The organism is Streptococcus sp. ZY171113 (assembly GCF_057748235.1).
Genome location: NZ_CM173243.1, coordinates 1,142,551 through 1,159,455 on the forward strand (window position 1 = coordinate 1,142,551; position 16,905 = coordinate 1,159,455).

The following is a 16,905-nucleotide window of genomic DNA, read 5'->3' on the forward strand; positions in this document are numbered from 1 at the left end:
ATCAAAAAAAATATTTCAATAGTTTTTAGTAAAAGTTTACTAAAATATTTTTTTGTGTTATACTGGAGGAAAGACAACTGAGGAGCCCCTTTATGGTTACCATCAAAGATATTGCAAAAAAAGCCCAGGTATCAGCAGCCACCGTTTCTCGGGTACTCAATCAGGACCCCAAGCTATCGGTCAGCCCCGAAACTCGGCAAAAGATTTTGGACGTGGCCCAAAGCCTCAACTACACCAAGCATCTCCGCTCGGCTATTGGCCCCGAAAAAGCCCCGAAAACTATCGCCATCGTCGAATGGTACAGCGAGCAGGAAGAGCTCAACGACCTCTACTACTATGCCATCCGCCTGGGCGTGGAGGAGCGTGCCCAGGAGCTGGGCTACCAGATTGTGCGGGCCTTCAACAACGACCACTACAACCTGGATAAGAACCTGGCCGGCCTTATCGCCCTGGGCAAGTTCAGCCCCCAGCAGGTGCGTGAGTTGGAAGACCTCTGTCCGACCCTGCTCTTTGTTGACAGCGACACCCTCAAGGACGGGCATTCTTGCGTGACCACTGACTTTGACCACGCCGTTATCAGCGTTTTGGATTATTTTTTGGGCAAAGGGCAGAGCAGGATTGGCATGTTGGTGGGTGAGGAGGCGACCACCGATAGTAAACTGCCGCTGATTGACCAACGCTTCCGAACCTACAAAAATTACATGACCGAACTAGGCCTCTACCAACCCGAGCATGTTTATGTTGGTCCCTTCTCAGCCCCATCTGGCTACCAACTCATGAGCCAAGCCATCACCGACCTGGGCGATGACCTACCTGAAGCCTTCTTCATGGCCAATGACACTCTGGCTCTAGGAGCCCTACGGGCCCTCCAAGAACGCCAAATTCCCGTCCCAGGTCGGGTTAGTATCATCTCCTTTAACGACACCCCCATTACCAGACAAGTCTATCCAGCCCTGTCCAGCGTAACGGTATACACCAGTGAAATGGGGAAAACCGCCGTTGACATGCTCCACCAGCGACTGGAAACCCCAAGCCATTCCATCCCAACCCTGGTTAAACTAGCTACCAAGCTGACCATCCGAGAGAGCAGTTTGTAGGAACTTCCTTACCAGGTATTTCATTAGATGTTCTAAGCAACTAAAAGGACCTTGTGCTAGATGACGCAGCACAAGGTCCTTTTCACTACTAAAACTTCTGACGTTAACCATGCCAAGATTAAAAAAGCAGTTCACTACCCGCAGTCATTTCGTTTTCTGAGGGATATCCTTATTATTAACAACCACCTCTTCTTCCTCTTTCTCAAAGGAATTAGCCCGTTGGTAGAGCTTGGTCAGGTAGGTCAGGTAGTCCAACTTGTCTTGACTGATGTCGCTGGTCTGCAGCCGCCATTGCCAGTTGTCTCCCAGGGTTGATGGGGTATTCATCCGCGTATGGGCTGGCAGGTCCAGAATGTCCTGCATGGTGGCAATGGCCGTCCGACTTGGCATGGCAAAGAGGGCCCGCAACATGACCTGATTGATAGGCTCTGCCCACCGGCTGTGCAGGTAGTCACAGACATAGGCCTGCTGGTCTGCTGTCAAGTCCTCAAACCAGCCATTGACCACAGGATTGTCATGGGTGCCGATATAGGCCACGCTGTTAGTCACCGTGTTGTGGGGCAGGTAGGAACTGTCATTGGTCGGGTCATCAAAGGCGAAGGCCAAGACCGCCATGCCTGGATAGCCACAGTCTGCCAGGAGCTGGCGAGCCTGGTCGTCGATGTCACCCAAATCCTCCGCAATAATCGGCAGGTCGCCCAACTTCTCCTTAACCAGGGCGAAGAGCTCATAGCCAGGACCATCCTGCCAAGAGCCGTCCTTAGCCGTCTCCGCCTGACCATCAATCTCCCAGAAGGCTGAAAACCCACGGAAATGGTCGATTCTCAGGACATGGTAGAGGTCAAAACTCCGCTTAATCCGCTCCAGCCACCAGGCATAGCCTGTCGCCTTGTGGGCCGCCCAATCGTAAATCGGGTTCCCCCAGAGCTGGCCCTCATCGCTGAAGGCGTCTGGCGGACAGCCCGCCACCGACAGGGGCTGACGGTCTGCGTCAACCTTGAAGAGCTCAGGCTGGCACCAGACCTCCACACTATCGGCCGACACATAGATGGGCATGTCGCCAATCAACTGGATGCCATTGGCCTCGGCATAGGCCCGCAGGTCCTGCCACTGGCTAAAGAAGAAATACTGGGTCACCTGATGGTAGTGGATGGTCTCTGCCAAGAGCTGGCGATAGGCCTCTAGGCTCTCTTTTTTTCGGGAAATAGCCGAGCGGTCAGGCCAGTCCTGCAAGGGCAGGTTGCCAAAGTGCTCTTTGAGGGCCATAAAAAGGGCAAAATCATCCAGCCAAACAGACTCCTGCTCTAAGAAGGTTTCATAGGCTGCCTGCTCTGCCATGTCCCCAAAAAAACCAGCCACCGCAGCCTCCAAGAGGGGACGACGGCCAGCAGAAACCGCATCGTAGTCCACACGGCTAGGGTCAGCCCCCAGGGTCAGGCCAGCCAATCGGGTAGGGTTCAGCCAGCCAGCCTCAGCCAGCAGGTCCAAGTCGATAAAGTGGGTGTTGCCCGCAAAGGCCGAGTAGGACTGGTAGGGCGAGTCGCCATAGCTGGTCGGGCTCAAGGGCAGGACCTGCCAATAGGTCTGCTTGGTCGCTGCCAAAAGGTCGATAAAGTCATAGGCCGCCTGGCCAAAGGTACCAATCCCGTAAAGACTGGGCAGGGAACTGATGTGCAAAAGCACACCGCTCGCACGTTGGGTCATTATTCCTCTCCTCATCAAGTTCTGAAAAGGCGGGCAGAGCCCGCCCCCTTGTTGTCAATCAATCACTCTCAACCGGGTCCGTCAAGCCAGCGATAAAGTCTTCAAAGCTATCTGCCAAATGAAGAATTCGGTAACCAAGCTCCTGGTCCACATGGACCACCGCTGGTTCACCCTGAGAGCCACAAGCACGGTAATCCAGAAAAATCAGCTCATGCCCACCACTTGGTGTATCAGCAATGGCTAGACCGATATTAGTTGGGTAACCCCATTCGGTTGACCAAAAGTCTTGGCCACATTCCCCAAGCAGAGAATTAGGCTTGTCATCACCGATACTAAAAAATCCATCCACATCAATGGCAACTTGTTCCAATCCAGTAGCACCACTTGCCATAAAACAAGTTTTCTTGGGAAAGCCACCATTTTGAACCCTCATTAGGCTGATATAACTGGCTGGCAAGCGGTAGCCAAGCCTTTGTTCCACCTGGCTGATCAGGTCGTCACTTGGATAGGAACCAACATAGTGCTGGTTAGCGTAGTCGCTGTCACGCCAAAAATCGGTCAAATCGAGGTTCTTGAACATGATTACTTCTTTCCTTCCATAGCTTCTAAGAGCTGTCTCACAGGCTTACCCAAAACAGGGTGAACAAAGTGTGGGACAATTTCCACCAGAGACCGAAGGACAAAGTCCCGTTCGGCCACATAAGGGTGGGGCACCACCAACTTATCGCTGTAAATCTGCTCTTGGCCAATAAAGAGAACATCCAGGTCAATCAGACGAGGGCCCCATTTGATTTCTCGAACCCGACCCATGTCAGCCTCAATGGCAAGGAGGGTATCTAGCAGGCTCTCTGGGGTCAGCCAGGTCTCCACTTCCACCACTTGGTTGAGGAAGCTGTCCTGCTCCACACCGCCCCAGGGCTCGGTTTCCAAGAGGCTAGAGGCTTTGGTGATGACCAGACCAGCTGCTTCTAGGCGGTTTCTAGCATCAAACAGATTAGTATCCTTGTCACCCATGTTGGTTCCAAGTCCGATAAGGGCCCTGCTTTTTTCCCGACAAATGGTCACCGAACAAGTGTCCAGCGGCAAATGCACAGGGGCCCAAGGTTTTTTGAGGGTCAGCTCTACCGATTGCACCAGAGGATAATGGCGGAAAATCCGAGCCACCAAATCATAGGCCGCAGACTCAATCAGGTCATGGCTGACTTCCCGAGTCCAATCGGTCAACTGCTGGCTGAGCTCGCCGTAGTGGATACTGGCGGTCAAGTCGCCCGTAGTCGCAGCTTGCGTCATGTCGTAGCTCAGAATGACGTCCAGGACAAACTTCTGACCCAGCTCTTTTTCAGCCGCAAAGACCCCGTGGTGGGCAAAGACGGTCAGGTCCTTGATACGTAGTTTATCCATCCTAGTACCCCATGAGGCGATAGGCCTCGTTTTTCAGGTCCTTGTCCGTGTCCAAGAGGCCACGGGAAATGCTGGTTACGGTTGCCGTGCCAGGTTTTCGCACCCCCCGCATGTTCATACACATGTGCTCGGCCTCGATAACTACCATGGCTCCCTGGGCACCCAGATAGTTCATGAGAGCGTCAGCGATTTCCATGGTCAGGCGTTCTTGAATTTGTGGTTTCTTGGCATAGACTTCCACGGTCCGAGCCAGCTTGGACAGGCCAGCCACCCGGCCGTTTGGCACGTAGGCGATGTGGGCCTTACCATAGAAGGGCAGAAAGTGGTGCTCACACATGGAATGGAAGAAAATGTCCTTCTCCACCACCATGCGGTCATCCACAATCTCAAAGGACTTGGACAGGTGGCTTTCTGCCGTCTCCCCCAGACCTGAAAAGACCTCAGCATACATCCGAGCCACACGGGCAGGGGTTTCTTGCAGGCCCTCGCGCTCCTTGTCCTCTCCGACCGCCTCAATAATCAGGCTGACCGCCTGCTCAATTTTCTCTAAATCCATGACAACTCCTTTTCTTTACCCTTATTGTACCCTTTTTCAGCCAAGGTTTCAACGGTTTTTCACGCAAAAAGCAGGCCCTCGCGCTCCTTGTCCTCTCCGACCGCCTCAATAATCAGGCTGACCGCCTGCTCAATTTTCTCTAAATCCATGACAACTCCTTTTCTTTACCCTTATTGTACCCTTTTTCAGCCAAGGTTTCAACGGTTTTTCACGCAAAAAGCAGGCCCTAAGACCTGCACCTTTTACCTTATGACCGATAAGCCCCGAAGTGCTTGTCCGCTTCTTTCTCCCCTTGGGAAATAGCAGAGCCAACTACTAGTCCCATGCGGTGAGCTGCCACATCGTGAACACGAACGACTTCTACTCCCTTGGCCGCTGCGATAGCAGTCAAGTAGCTGGAAGCCAGGTCACGGTTGGTGAAACCAGTTTCCGTAGCCACATCGGTCTCAAACCCATGCTCTTCCAAGATGTTCATGACAAAGCGTTTGCGAGACACCCCCAGGAAAATTGGGTAGGCCTTGTCATGAATCTGACCCAGCTGGTCAATCAAGACTAGGTTTTCCCGCTTGGTCAAGCCAAAGCCGATGCCTAGGTCTAAGACCAACAGGTCTCTATCCAAACCTGCTCGGTCAGCCACTTCAAAACTCCTCTGGAAATAGGCCCACATGAGCTCGACGATGTCCATATCCGCAAAACTGGCCAGTTCTTCTGCTGAGAAGGCCCAACCGCTGCCAAAGGTCGGGAAGATCTTACTGCCAGGGTTATCTGGACGGGCGATGACGGGGTTGAACATAACGATGGCCTGTTTGCCAGACTTGGCCACCACACCAGCCATGTCTGGGTCACCCAGCAAGCCAGTGATATCATTGACTACATCGGCTCCAGCTTGCAGGGCTGCTTCAGCCACCTGAGCCTTCCAGGTGTCGATGGAAATCAAGACATCGCTAATTTCGCGAATAGCCCTGATAACAGGCACCACACGGGAGATTTCTTCTGCCACCTCAACATAGGTTGTTGAGCCTGGTCGGGTCGATTCACCGCCGATGTCCAGCATGGTCGCCCCAGCCGCAAGCAGGTTTTTGGCCTGCTGGACGGCTGCTTCCACCGCCAGGTATTGGCCCCCGTCAGAAAAAGAATCAGGGGTCACGTTGATAATGCCACAGAGGGCTGTCTTTTGGCCACCTTCAATCCGCTTCATCATGCCAGGAACCTCCACCAAGTCATGTAAACCACCAAAATCAGGAGAGGCACCAGAACCGTCATGGCCAGGCCATAGCGGAGCATGATGCGGTCAGGATAGTATTTTTTACCACTGCCAATCAGCATGGTCGCATGGTGGAAGGGCAAAAGAAACTGGGTGTTGGTCAGGACATAGACCATGAGGACGATAACTGGCGCGGTGTAACCCGCCTCCTGCATGAGGGGCAGGAGAATGGGCAGCACCACCGAAATGGTGGCCACCACCGACCCGATGGCCATGTGGAGCAGGATAACCACGGCCATGATGACCAAGAGGTAGAGGGGCGAGCCAGTGCCAGGGATAAAGCCCTTGAGGTGGTCAAAGACGATGGCCGTCACGCCCGCCTGACCCAGCACCCGCCCAATGGAGAAGATGGTCATCAAAAAGAGAATAAAGTGGGGGTTGACCGCTGACAGGTCCTTTTTGTCCAGAATCTTAGTAGCAAAGAAAATCCCGACACCCGCCAAGGCCACCAGCCAGGCAGGTAGGCCATGCCAAGATCCCATGGCCCAAAGCAACAAAACAGCCACCATGATGCCCAAACTGAGCAACTGTTGACCTTTTGACATGGTCGCTTGGCTGTCTGGCTCCGCCAGCATAGCAGGGCTAAAACCAGCCAGTTCCTTGGCAAAGAGGGTTTTAATCAGGGCAAAAACCAAAATCCCTGTTACCACAACAGGCAGGGCCATCATCTGAAACCAGGTGCCATAGGACAGCTGGCTAGCCACTTCTTCTCCTGCCATGGTCAAGAGCGACTGGTTGAGGACGATATCCCCTGTGCTAAAGAGCATATAGACAATGGTCGCACTGATAAAAGCATTAAAAATCAAGACCGACTTGGTCGCCTCTTCTTGTGGGTTTCGAGCTTTCAAGAGACCATCCAAAATGGTCCCCAAAATAATCACCCGCACAAAGGCTTGGGGAATCAAAATGGTCAAGACCAAGCCCAAAGCATAGGGCAAGAGCAAGAGCAAATTTGGCCGTGTTGCAAAGCGTTTAAAGAGCCCCTCAACATGCTGATGAATCAAGCCTGTCTTCATCATACCCAGACTGAGCAAGGTTGTGGTGATGATCAAGAGGTTCATGTCTCCCCAAAGGAAGCTAAAGATGTCCTTGGCAGGGGTCTGACCAAAGAGGACAAAACTCCCCAACAAAAAGACGCAGGCCAAGCTCTTGTGAATGGCATCCGTGGCCCAAACAGCCACCGTCATCATCAAACTAGCCACCAAGATCCGCTGGTTAAAGTCAAAGCCCAAGGGATTCCACAGGGCCAGGGCCAGCGACAGACCAACGATAATCAATAAAGTTCTGATTTTTTCTATTTTCATGAAAAAACTCCTTTCTAAGGCTCTATTGTAACCCCATTTTCCTCATTTTGCAAGTAATGTCAAACAAACATTTGGTTTTAAGAACCATTCCTAAATGTATAAAAAACCAGCAAGAGTGACTTGCTGGCTAATCATATATATTATTGGCGATGGCTGCTGACGCTGATACGGTTAAGGGCCCGCTGGAGGGCGACCTTGGCCCGCTGAACCTCATCGGCCCGGTGGGTCAATTCGGCTTCGGCCAGCTGACGTTCCGCCCGAAGTTTAGCCCGTTCGGCCCGGCTGACATCGATGTCGCGTTCTCGCTCGGCGGAATCAGCCACGATGGTAATCAGGTTTTTCTTGACCTCAATGATACCACCGTTAACGGCTACCCAGTCCACGTGGTTGTCATCGTCAATCCGACGAATCTTAACCTCGTGAACTTCTAAGGGAGCAATCAGGTTGGCATGGTTGGGCAAAATGCCCATCTCGCCTGACTTGGTATGAACCAAGACAAAGGAGGCATGGTGGTCATACTTAATGCCGTCTGGGGTCACGATTTGGACAGTCATTGCTTGTTTTTCCATCAGTCTGCCCCTTAGTAACCCATTTTCTCGGCTTTTTTCACCACGTCTTCGATTGGGCCAACGTTGCGGAAGGCGTCTTCTGGCAGGTGGTCGTATTCCCCAGCCAGGATATCCTTGAAGCCTCGTACAGTTTCAGCTACTGGCACATAAGAGCCTGGCTGACCTGTGAATTGCTCGGCCACGTGGAAGTTCTGTGACAAGAAGAACTGAATCCGACGGGCTCTGCCGACCAAGACCTTCTCATCCTCCGACAACTCGTCCATTCCCAAAATGGCAATGATGTCCTGGAGCTCCCGGTAACGCTGGAGGACCCGCTGAACCTCGGTAGCCACGGCGTAATGCTCCTCACCGACAATCTCTGGCGAGAGGGCCCGCGAGCTGGAAGCCAGAGGGTCAACCGCAGGGTAAATCCCCATCTGGGTCAGGCGGCGTTCCAGGTTGGTTGTGGAATCCAAGTGGGCAAAGGCAGTGGCTGGCGCTGGGTCGGTGTAGTCATCGGCTGGAACGTAAATGGCCTGGATAGAGGTTACTGACCCCTTCTTGGTTGAGGTGATCCGCTCTTGGAGCTGACCCATCTCGGTGGCCAGGGTCGGCTGGTAGCCCACCGCTGACGGCATGCGGCCAAGGAGGGCCGACACCTCAGAACCCGCCTGGGTAAAGCGGAAGATGTTGTCGATAAAGAGGAGCACGTCCTGACCTTCCACATCACGGAAGTATTCGGCGATGGTCAAACCGGTCAAGGCCACCCGCATCCGAGCCCCTGGCGGTTCGTTCATCTGGCCGAAGACCATGGCGGTCTTTTCGATAACGCCCGATTCCTTCATTTCCCAGTAGAGGTCGTTCCCCTCACGGGTCCGCTCACCGACACCAGTGAAGACCGAAATCCCCCCATGCTCCTGGGCGATATTGTTAATCAATTCTTGAATCAGGACGGTCTTACCAACACCCGCACCCCCAAAGAGACCGACCTTACCACCTTTAAGGTAAGGGGCCAAGAGGTCGATAACCTTGATGCCTGTCTCGAGTATTTCTGACGACGTCGCCAGTTCATCAAAGGCTGGTGCTTTCTTATGAATGGGTTGGCGTTCGGCTGTCTCATCAAAAGGAGCTTCCAAGTCAATGGTATCTCCCAAGACATTGAAGACCCGTCCAAGGGTTTTAGGACCGACAGGAACGCTGATGGGACGGCCCGTGTCCAGAACCTCCAAGCCCCGCTTGAGGCCATCGGTGGATTCCATGGCAATGGTTCTTACCAGACCATCCCCCAGTTCCAGAGCAACCTCCAAAACGATTTTCTGCTTGGGATTGCCGTCCTTATAGACCACGAGGGCGTGGTTAATTTCAGGGAGTTTGTCGCCTGCTGCGAATAGGACATCCACAACAGGGCCAACCACCTGAGCAATCTTACCTGAACTCATAACTTTCCTTTCTGAAGATGACTTTCTTTTTGATCGTTTCTGATGTGGTCGGGGACGGCAGCAGCCCCTTCGGGTCTCATGCCTCATTCGGGAGCCTAGGTCTCCCGAATCCCCCGCCAATCAGCGACAAGTCGCAACTATGGCTTTGACCACGGCGAAACGATCAGATAACTGGCTCGCCCATCCACTAGGCTCGCCAGTTGCGGAGCAGATAAACCGCTCCATCTGTCAAGTCATTTTCCTATTACTAATCAAGGGCGTTTGCCCCTGCGACAATTTCTGTAATTTCTTGGGTAATGTTGGCCTGTCTGGCTCGGTTATACTTGATGGTCAAGTCGCTGATGATTTGCTTGGCATTATCAGTCGCCGTTTGCATAGCAGTCATGCCAGCGGCATGTTCCGCTGTCTTGGCGTCAATAATGGCCCCGTAAATCATGCTCTCCGTGTATTGCGGTAGGAGCTGGGCCAAAATGGCCTCCCGATTGGGTTCCAAATCAAAGCTGTTAATCCGCTCCAAGTCCGCCTCATCAGCCACCAAGTCCGTGATGGGCAACATCTGTTGCACCCGCACCTGACTGGTCAGGCTGTTGACGTGGTGGTTGTAGCAGACATAGAGCTCATCAAAGAGGCCATTGACATACATGTCAACCGAGCGGGAAATGATCCGCCCAACCTCTTCGAAACTCGGCTGGTCAGCCAGCCCCCGCAATTCAAAGGCCACAGGCATGTTGCGAGCCTTGAAAAAATCCGCTCCGACACTCCCGATGGCAATGATGCTGTAATCCTGCCCATCAGGGTGGTAATCCGCAATCAAATCCATCATGGCCTTGAGAATCTTGGCATTGTAACCACCGACCAGACCACGATCTGAGGTGATGACGATGTAGCCCGACTTCTTGATGTCCCGAGAGGCCAGCATGGGATTGTCCGACCCCGTCACCAGCTCTGTCCGCAACAAGTCTGTCGTGATTTGGCGAATTTTGCTAGCGTAAAGCTGGAAATCCCTGGCCGCAGCCTCCGACTTGACCAACTTGGCCGACGACACCATCTTCATGGCCGAGGTGATTTTGCTGGTCTTTTCTGTCGATAAAATTTTGGCCTTGATATCACTGAGTGATGCTGTCATAGGGCCTCCTTACGCCGTGAAAATGGCTTGCGCTTTGAAGGCAGAAATGGCCGTATCTAAAACATCACCCTCAGGTAAGTCCTTGCTGTCCCTAATCCCTGACAAAATGTGGTCATAGTGGGTATCAAAGTAGGCGTAGAGGTCTTCTTCAAAGGCTGAAATCTGGTCAACCGGCACATCGTCCAAGAAGCCATGAGTCAAGGCATAGAGAATCAAGACCTGCTTCTCCATGGCCAACGGCTTGTGGAGGGGCTGCTTGAGCACTTCCACCGTCCGACGGCCCCGATTGAGCTTGGCCTGGGTGGCCGCATCTAGGTCGCTACCGAACTGAGTAAAGGCCTCAAGCTCCCGATAGGACGCCAAGTCCAAACGCAGGGTACCGGCCACCTTCTTCATGGCCTTGGTCTGGGCCGAACCACCCACACGAGACACGGACGACCCTGCGTCAATGGCTGGTCGAATGCCCGAGTTAAAGAGGTTTTCTTGAAGGAAAATCTGACCATCCGTGATGGAAATCACGTTGGTGGCGATATAGGCCGAAATGTCGCCTGCCTGAGTTTCGATAAATGGCAGAGCGGTGATAGAGCCCCCACCCAACTCATCAGAGAGCTTGGCTGACCGCTCCAAGAGACGGCTGTGGAGGTAGAAGACATCACCTGGATAGGCCTCACGACCTGGCGGGCGGCGGAGCAAAAGAGACAGCTCTCGGTAGGCTACCGCTTGTTTAGACAAATCATCATAAACAATCAAGACGTGCTTGCCATTATACATGAATTCCTCAGCCATGGCCACCCCAGCATAAGGGGCGATGTAAAGGAGGGGCGACGGTTGCGAAGCTGATGCCGTGACCACGATGGTGTAGTCTAGGGCACCGTAGCGACGCAGGGTTTCCACCTGGGTCCGAACCGTTGATTCCTTCTGACCAATGGCCACATAGATACAAATCATGTCCTGACCTTTTTGATTGAGAATAGCATCGATGGCCACTGAGGTTTTACCTGTCTGACGGTCACCGATAATCAATTCCCGCTGACCACGACCGATTGGCACCAAGGCGTCAATGGCCTTGATACCCGTTTGCAGGGGCTCAGAAACGGATTTCCGCTCCATAACACCAGGGGCTGGCACCTCAACAGGACGGGTTCCTGTCGTTGCGATTGGACCCAAACCATCGACCGGTTGCCCCAGCGGATTGACTACCCGACCAATCAAGGCCTCACCGACTGGCACTTCCATAATCTTGCCGGTCCGTTTGACACGGTCACCCTCACGGATGCCCGAAAACGGCCCCAGGATAATAATCCCGACATCATTTTGCTCCAGGTTTTGAGCCATGCCATAAACGCCATTATCAAATTCCAGGAGCTCGCCACTCATGGCCTCGTTGAGACCGTGGGCACGGGCAACCCCGTCACCCACATAGGTTACAACGCCCGTTTCCGTGACGTTAAACCGTGGTTGAAACTGGGAAATCTGCTGGCGAATTAACTGACTGATTTCTTGTGTATTGATTGCCAAAGGGCTCACCACCTTCTATCTTTCTTTGGTTTCTTGTTTGAGCTCAGCCAACTGCTGGCGAATACTAGCGTCGATAATCTGGTGATTGGCTTCCAAAATAAAGCCTCCGATAATAGCTGAATCAACTTTCTCTACCAATCGACCTACCAGAACACCCAAACGGCGTCTAGCCAGGTTCATGAACCGCTCTTTTTCGCCGTCTGTCAAGGCAACAGCAGTTGTCACATAAACATCCACCTCGGCTGATTCATAGCCCAGAAGCTCATTGATCCGCAATAAAATCGGATAGAGATAGGCTTCCTGTGACTCAGCCAAGATTTGCTCAAAAAAGCTGGCCAAAATATCTAAACTGGGCTCACCCAGGGTTCTGGCCAGGGTCAGCTTGTCCTCATGACTGAGAGACAAGTCTGAAAAGTAGGCCTGCAAGTGATTGGCCTCAAAAATGGTCAAGAGGTCAGCCACCTGATTATGGAGCTGACCCACCACTTGCTTGGAACGAGCGAGCCGCAAAAGCTGCTTGGCCTGGCGGTCAACCAGGGCTTGAACCTGATTTGCCATTAGCCTTCTCCCAACTCTGTCAAGTAACGGTCAATCAGCTCATGCTGGCTGGCCTCGTCCAACTCCCGCCCCAAAATCTTCTGGGCAACATCAAGAGACAGCAGGGTAATTTCCTGTTTGGATTCTGTCATGGCCTTCTCACGGTCCGCAGCGATTTCCAAACGGGCTTTCTCCTTGACGGCTTGAGCATCCAGCTTGGCTTCCTTAACCAAACGGTCGGCCTGAGCCTGGGCCACAGTTTTGCTTTCTGCCACGATACGGCTGGCCTCGATTCTAGCCTCACGCAAGGCTTCTTCACGTTCTTTAACCAGGTCTTCAGACTGCTGGCGCAAGCTATTAGCCTTATCCAGGTCACCACTGATTTTGTTGGCCCGCTCCTCAAGGGTTGCAGTCAGCTGTTTCCAAGCGAAGGTTTTGATTAGGAAAAATAGCAGAGCTACTGATCCTGTTACGATGATAAAATTCCCCAGCAAGGTGCTCATAGGGGTTGCTGTTAAAATAACCACGTCCTCGTCCTTTCTAGCCGTTCAGCTTTTTACCCAGATAGATTGACACCAAGAGGGTAAAAACATAGGCCTGAATGAATGAAATAAAGATTGAAAATGCCGTCCAAAGCATGTTCAAAAGAAAGGCCACAGGCCAAGCCACAGGTGTCAGATTGCCCACCTGCAAAATCAGGTCCATGACCACCTCACCCGCAAAGATGTTTCCGTAGAGACGCAGGGCCAAAGAGACCACATTGGTAATCTCTTCCAGAATGTTCATAGGAGTCATGGCTGGCGGGGTCACAAATTCCTTGAGGTAGTGTTTAAGCCCGCGGTGACGAATGGCCTCGATGTGAATAATCAGGGCCATCAGAATGGCCAAACCAAAGTCATAAAAGAGGTTGGCCGTTGGTGACGTTACCAGATTAACCCCATGAGACGTCTGAATTTTGGTCAAGAGACCGATGTTGTTGGCCAGGGCCAAAAAGGTAAAGACCGTAAAGAGCAAGAGGCTATACTGCTTGGTATAGACCGGCCCCAGGTTTTTTTCTGCCGTGTTATAGACAAAGTCATAGCAGTATTCCAGGGCATTTTGCTTGCCAGTCGGTCGCAGGGTCATCTTGCGGCTGGCCCAAAAGACCCAACCGAAGACCAGGACCACAATCAGCAAAGACATGGCCAACATGACCAAATCAAAACTGATGGGACCAATTTCAATGCTAGGGGAGACATGTGATGTCATAAATCGACCTCGTGTTTCCTGTCAGTAAGCTTATCTCAACACAAAGGCCATGGCCAAGGTGACAAAGAAGGTACCCTCGATAAAGGCCACGCCCATCAGCATGATAGCACGCAGCTGGTCAATAATTTCTGGCTGACGAGAAGCAGCCTTCATCAACGAACCAACCAAAAATCCCTCACCGAGACTCACACCCAAACAACCCAAACCGAGGGCCAAAATACCAAGATTCATGATAGAATACTCCTTTAATTTTTTTACTTGTCTAGTTTAGTCCTATTTTTGGCGTTTGTCAATGAAAAATACAAGGAATTTCAATTTTTTTACACTCTTTCTAAAGACTACTTCTACTTTCTTCCTATTTAATAATACCGTTTCAGGTAATAAGTAAAAAACAGGTCATCAAACCTGTTTTTTACTTAGAACCTGTATTCACATCTCAGCATTCACCTGACTGGCTAGTTTTGGCTCACTCTTTGTCACATTTTTTGGTAATACGGGCAGTATTTCTGCAAAAATGTTTCTCGATTGCACCAAAACTAGCCTAGTCAATCAAATACTTCGATTGTGAATACAGGTTCTTATTTTGGATTAACATCCGATGTTCAAGGCAGGTCTGACCCAGTGTGACCTCCTTAGTTACCCCGTCAAAGACAAAGCCGACCTGTTCATAGAAGTTGATAGCCCTATTGTTACCCGCCAAGACCCAGAGACAAACTTGGTTGTAGCTCTGCAATTTCCCCAAAGCAGCCTGAATGAGGGCATAGCCAATCCCAAGGCCATAATGCTCCTTGAGGACGTAGAGCGTGTAAAGCTCACCTGCCTGGGGTAAGTATGAGCTATCTTCTGGCAGTTTTCGATAGTCAAGTTGTCCAAAAACTCCTGGGGCCAAAGCCCTGCATAGGCCTCCTGAAAGGCTTGATAGTGAACAAAGGCCTTACCATCAATCTCTTCTGGCGTCTCCATCAGTTTAATCTGCATAACTTTCTCCTATGGTGACGTCTATTCTAGACCATCAATAGTGGCCTGAACAGGCTTACTAATCATGACCACCTCCGTCTTGAGGTCCACCGCCTCAAACTCAGGATCAATGCACTCCATCCAGTAGGCCATGTGTTTCTTGTCAATGTCAGATTCCGATTCCTCAACTTGGATTCCGCCCTCACCTTGGACAGAGTACCAGTAGAGGTATTCTCGTCCGTCTAAGATTTCTCGGAAAATGGTTTCGACATACATCTTCTCCCCTTCCAGGGTTAGGAGGGTATCCTCCATATGGTCATTGAGAAAGGCCAACCATTCGTCAACCTTCTGAGACTTGCCTTCTTTGACACGGAAACGGGTTAGTTCAACGCTAATAGCCATCTGCTTCTCCTTAAAAGCTTCTCTATCGAAAATCCCCTCCTAGGATAAACCAGAGGGGATCGTAATGATTAGTCAATTGACACGTATTCTTTAGAGAGTTCAAGCACTTCTTCAGCAGTTGAACATTCGGTAAGAGCACGGTGAGCGTATTCTTCCATTTTCGCTGAATCCAAAGTCTTCATGAGACTACGGGTACGCAGAACAGAAGTCGCTGACATGGAGAACTCATCCAAGCCCATGCCGACAAGGAGTGGCACAGCCTGTTGGTCACCAGCCATCTCACCACACATACCAGCCCATTTGCCTTCAGCGTGAGCTGCCTTGATCACGTTATTGATCAAGCGAAGGATAGATGGGTTGTATGGTTGGTAGAGGTAAGACACCTGCTCGTTCATGCGGTCAGCCGCCATGGTGTACTGAATCAGGTCATTGGTACCGATTGAGAAGAAGTCAACTTCTTTGGCAAACTGGTCAGCCAGCATAGCCGCAGCAGGGATTTCAATCATGATACCCACTTGGATGTCATCAGCAACCGCAACGCCTTCAGCAACCAATTTGGCCTTTTCTTCATCGAAGACCTTCTTAGCTGCACGGAACTCGGTCAAGAGGGCAACCATTGGGAACATGATACGAAGTTGACCGTGGACAGAAGCACGCAAGAGGGCACGAATCTGGGTGCGGAACATGGCATCACCAGTCTCAGAAATCGAGATACGAAGAGCACGGAAACCAAGGAATGGGTTCATTTCGTGTGGCATGTCAAAGTATGGCAACTCTTTGTCACCACCGATGTCCATGGTACGAACCACAACTGGCTTGCCGTTCATGCCTTCAAGAACAGCCTTGTAGGCTTCGTATTGCTCGTCTTCAGTTGGGAAGTCTTGAGAGTCCATGTAAAGGAACTCGGTACGGTAGAGACCAACTGCCTCAGCACCGTTGTCGTTGACACCTTCAACGTCTTTTGGCGTACCGATGTTGGCTACCAATTCGAAGTGCTTCCCATCAGCAGTTACTGTCTGAGCATCTTTGAGAAGTGCCCACTCAGCTTTTTGAGCCGCATAGGCTTCACCAGCTGCTTTGAATTCAGCAATCACATCATCAGATGGGTTGATGACAACCTCACCGGTAATCCCGTTAACCGCCAAGAAGTCACCGTTTTTAACAATCTCAGTGATGTTGTTGGTACCAAGTACCGCTGCAATCTCAAGCGTACGGGCCATGATGGCAGAGTGAGAGGTCCGACCACCGATGTTGGTCACAAAGGCCTTAACAAAGTTCTTGTCCAATTGAGCGGTATCAGACGGGGTCAAGTCGTGAGCAATCACGATAGACTCTTCTGAAATTGCTGCTGGGTTAGGAAGGGTAACGCCCAAAAGGTTAGCCAGAACGCGCTTAGCCACGTCACGAATGTCCGCCGCACGCTCTTGCATGTAGGGGTTGTCGTCCATGCTCTCAAAGATGTTAACGAACATGTCCGTCACTTCTTTAAGACCAGTTTCAGCGTTGGTTTGTTTGGCACGAATCGTTTCTTTAATCTGACCAATCATTTCTGGGTCAGCAAGAACCATGAGGTGAGCGTCAAAAACTGCCGCTGCTTCTTCGCCAAGGGTATCTACCGCCTTGTTTCTAATTGCAGAAAGCTCGTCTTGAGACTTGGCAAGCGCCGCATCCAAACGAGCTTCTTCTGCACTTGTATCTTCAACTGTTACAGTTTCAAATGACAAATCTGGTTGAACAAGGAGATAGGCCTTAGCAACTGCAACGCCGTCTGACGCCGCAATGCCCTTAAGCTTATCTGTCATGT

18 protein-coding genes are annotated in these 16,905 nt (G+C 51.5%); 1 reads left to right on the plus strand and 17 read right to left on the minus strand.

Annotated features, from left to right (window positions below):
• Window positions 1-92: 92 nt before the first annotated feature.
• Window positions 93-1,097, plus strand: a complete 1,005-nt coding sequence (locus AC3ARB_RS05350) for a LacI family DNA-binding transcriptional regulator (protein ID WP_488319567.1) — start codon at window positions 93-95, stop codon at window positions 1,095-1,097.
• Between the two features lie 144 nt (window positions 1,098-1,241).
• On the opposite strand, the gene malQ is transcribed toward AC3ARB_RS05350, so the two are convergent.
• The 17 genes from malQ to ptsP form a co-directional block, all read right to left on the minus strand.
• Entirely contained in the window at window positions 1,242-2,801 is a 1,560-nt protein-coding gene (gene malQ, locus AC3ARB_RS05355) for a 4-alpha-glucanotransferase (protein WP_488319568.1), read from the minus strand.
• 58 nt (window positions 2,802-2,859) lie between these two features.
• Window positions 2,860-3,381, minus strand: a complete 522-nt coding sequence (locus AC3ARB_RS05360) for an SMI1/KNR4 family protein (protein WP_488319569.1) — start codon at window positions 3,379-3,381, stop codon at window positions 2,860-2,862.
• A gap of 2 nt (window positions 3,382-3,383) precedes the next feature.
• Entirely contained in the window at window positions 3,384-4,202 is an 819-nt protein-coding gene (gene folK / locus AC3ARB_RS05365; RefSeq protein ID WP_488319570.1) for a 2-amino-4-hydroxy-6-hydroxymethyldihydropteridine diphosphokinase, read from the minus strand.
• 1 nt (window position 4,203) lies between these two features.
• Entirely contained in the window at window positions 4,204-4,758 is a 555-nt protein-coding gene (folE, locus tag AC3ARB_RS05370) for a GTP cyclohydrolase I FolE (protein ID WP_488319571.1), read from the minus strand.
• 247 nt (window positions 4,759-5,005) lie between these two features.
• Complete coding sequence (locus AC3ARB_RS05375; protein WP_488319572.1) at window positions 5,006-5,959, minus strand: dihydropteroate synthase; 954 nt, start codon at window positions 5,957-5,959, stop codon at window positions 5,006-5,008.
• Entirely contained in the window at window positions 5,956-7,326 is a 1,371-nt protein-coding gene (locus AC3ARB_RS05380) for an SLC13 family permease (RefSeq protein WP_488319573.1), read from the minus strand. Before AC3ARB_RS05380 ends, AC3ARB_RS05375 begins: the two co-directional genes overlap by 4 nt.
• A gap of 140 nt (window positions 7,327-7,466) precedes the next feature.
• Window positions 7,467-7,895 (minus strand): F0F1 ATP synthase subunit epsilon, encoded by a 429-nt coding sequence (locus AC3ARB_RS05385; RefSeq protein ID WP_488319574.1) that lies wholly within the window; start codon window positions 7,893-7,895, stop codon window positions 7,467-7,469.
• 11 nt (window positions 7,896-7,906) lie between these two features.
• Complete coding sequence (atpD, locus tag AC3ARB_RS05390) at window positions 7,907-9,313, minus strand: F0F1 ATP synthase subunit beta (RefSeq protein ID WP_488319575.1); 1,407 nt, start codon at window positions 9,311-9,313, stop codon at window positions 7,907-7,909.
• A gap of 247 nt (window positions 9,314-9,560) precedes the next feature.
• A complete protein-coding gene (locus AC3ARB_RS05395) occupies window positions 9,561-10,439 on the minus strand; it encodes a F0F1 ATP synthase subunit gamma (protein ID WP_488319576.1) in 879 nt (292 codons plus the stop codon).
• A 9-nt stretch (window positions 10,440-10,448) separates the two neighbouring features.
• A complete protein-coding gene (gene atpA, locus AC3ARB_RS05400; RefSeq protein WP_488319577.1) occupies window positions 10,449-11,957 on the minus strand; it encodes a F0F1 ATP synthase subunit alpha in 1,509 nt (502 codons plus the stop codon).
• A 15-nt stretch (window positions 11,958-11,972) separates the two neighbouring features.
• The gene (locus tag AC3ARB_RS05405) at window positions 11,973-12,515 is read right to left on the minus strand and encodes a F0F1 ATP synthase subunit delta (protein WP_488319578.1); all 543 of its coding nucleotides are present in this window, start codon (window positions 12,513-12,515) and stop codon (window positions 11,973-11,975) included.
• The gene (gene atpF, locus AC3ARB_RS05410) at window positions 12,515-13,021 is read right to left on the minus strand and encodes a F0F1 ATP synthase subunit B (RefSeq protein ID WP_488319579.1); all 507 of its coding nucleotides are present in this window, start codon (window positions 13,019-13,021) and stop codon (window positions 12,515-12,517) included. Before atpF ends, AC3ARB_RS05405 begins: the two co-directional genes overlap by 1 nt.
• Window positions 13,022-13,034: 13 nt before the next feature.
• Window positions 13,035-13,742, minus strand: coding sequence for a F0F1 ATP synthase subunit A (gene atpB / locus AC3ARB_RS05415; protein ID WP_488319580.1), 708 nt, complete (start codon window positions 13,740-13,742; stop codon window positions 13,035-13,037).
• Window positions 13,743-13,772: 30 nt separating this feature from the next.
• Complete coding sequence (locus AC3ARB_RS05420) at window positions 13,773-13,973, minus strand: F0F1 ATP synthase subunit C (protein ID WP_488319581.1); 201 nt, start codon at window positions 13,971-13,973, stop codon at window positions 13,773-13,775.
• A gap of 310 nt (window positions 13,974-14,283) precedes the next feature.
• On the minus strand, window positions 14,284-14,631 hold the full coding sequence (locus AC3ARB_RS05425; RefSeq protein ID WP_488319582.1) for a GNAT family N-acetyltransferase: 348 nt from the start codon (window positions 14,629-14,631) through the stop codon (window positions 14,284-14,286).
• A 110-nt stretch (window positions 14,632-14,741) separates the two neighbouring features.
• Complete coding sequence (locus AC3ARB_RS05430) at window positions 14,742-15,101, minus strand: DUF6176 family protein (RefSeq protein WP_488319583.1); 360 nt, start codon at window positions 15,099-15,101, stop codon at window positions 14,742-14,744.
• 68 nt (window positions 15,102-15,169) lie between these two features.
• Entirely contained in the window at window positions 15,170-16,903 is a 1,734-nt protein-coding gene (gene ptsP / locus AC3ARB_RS05435; RefSeq protein WP_488319584.1) for a phosphoenolpyruvate--protein phosphotransferase, read from the minus strand.
• Between the last annotated feature and the right edge of the window lie 2 nt (window positions 16,904-16,905).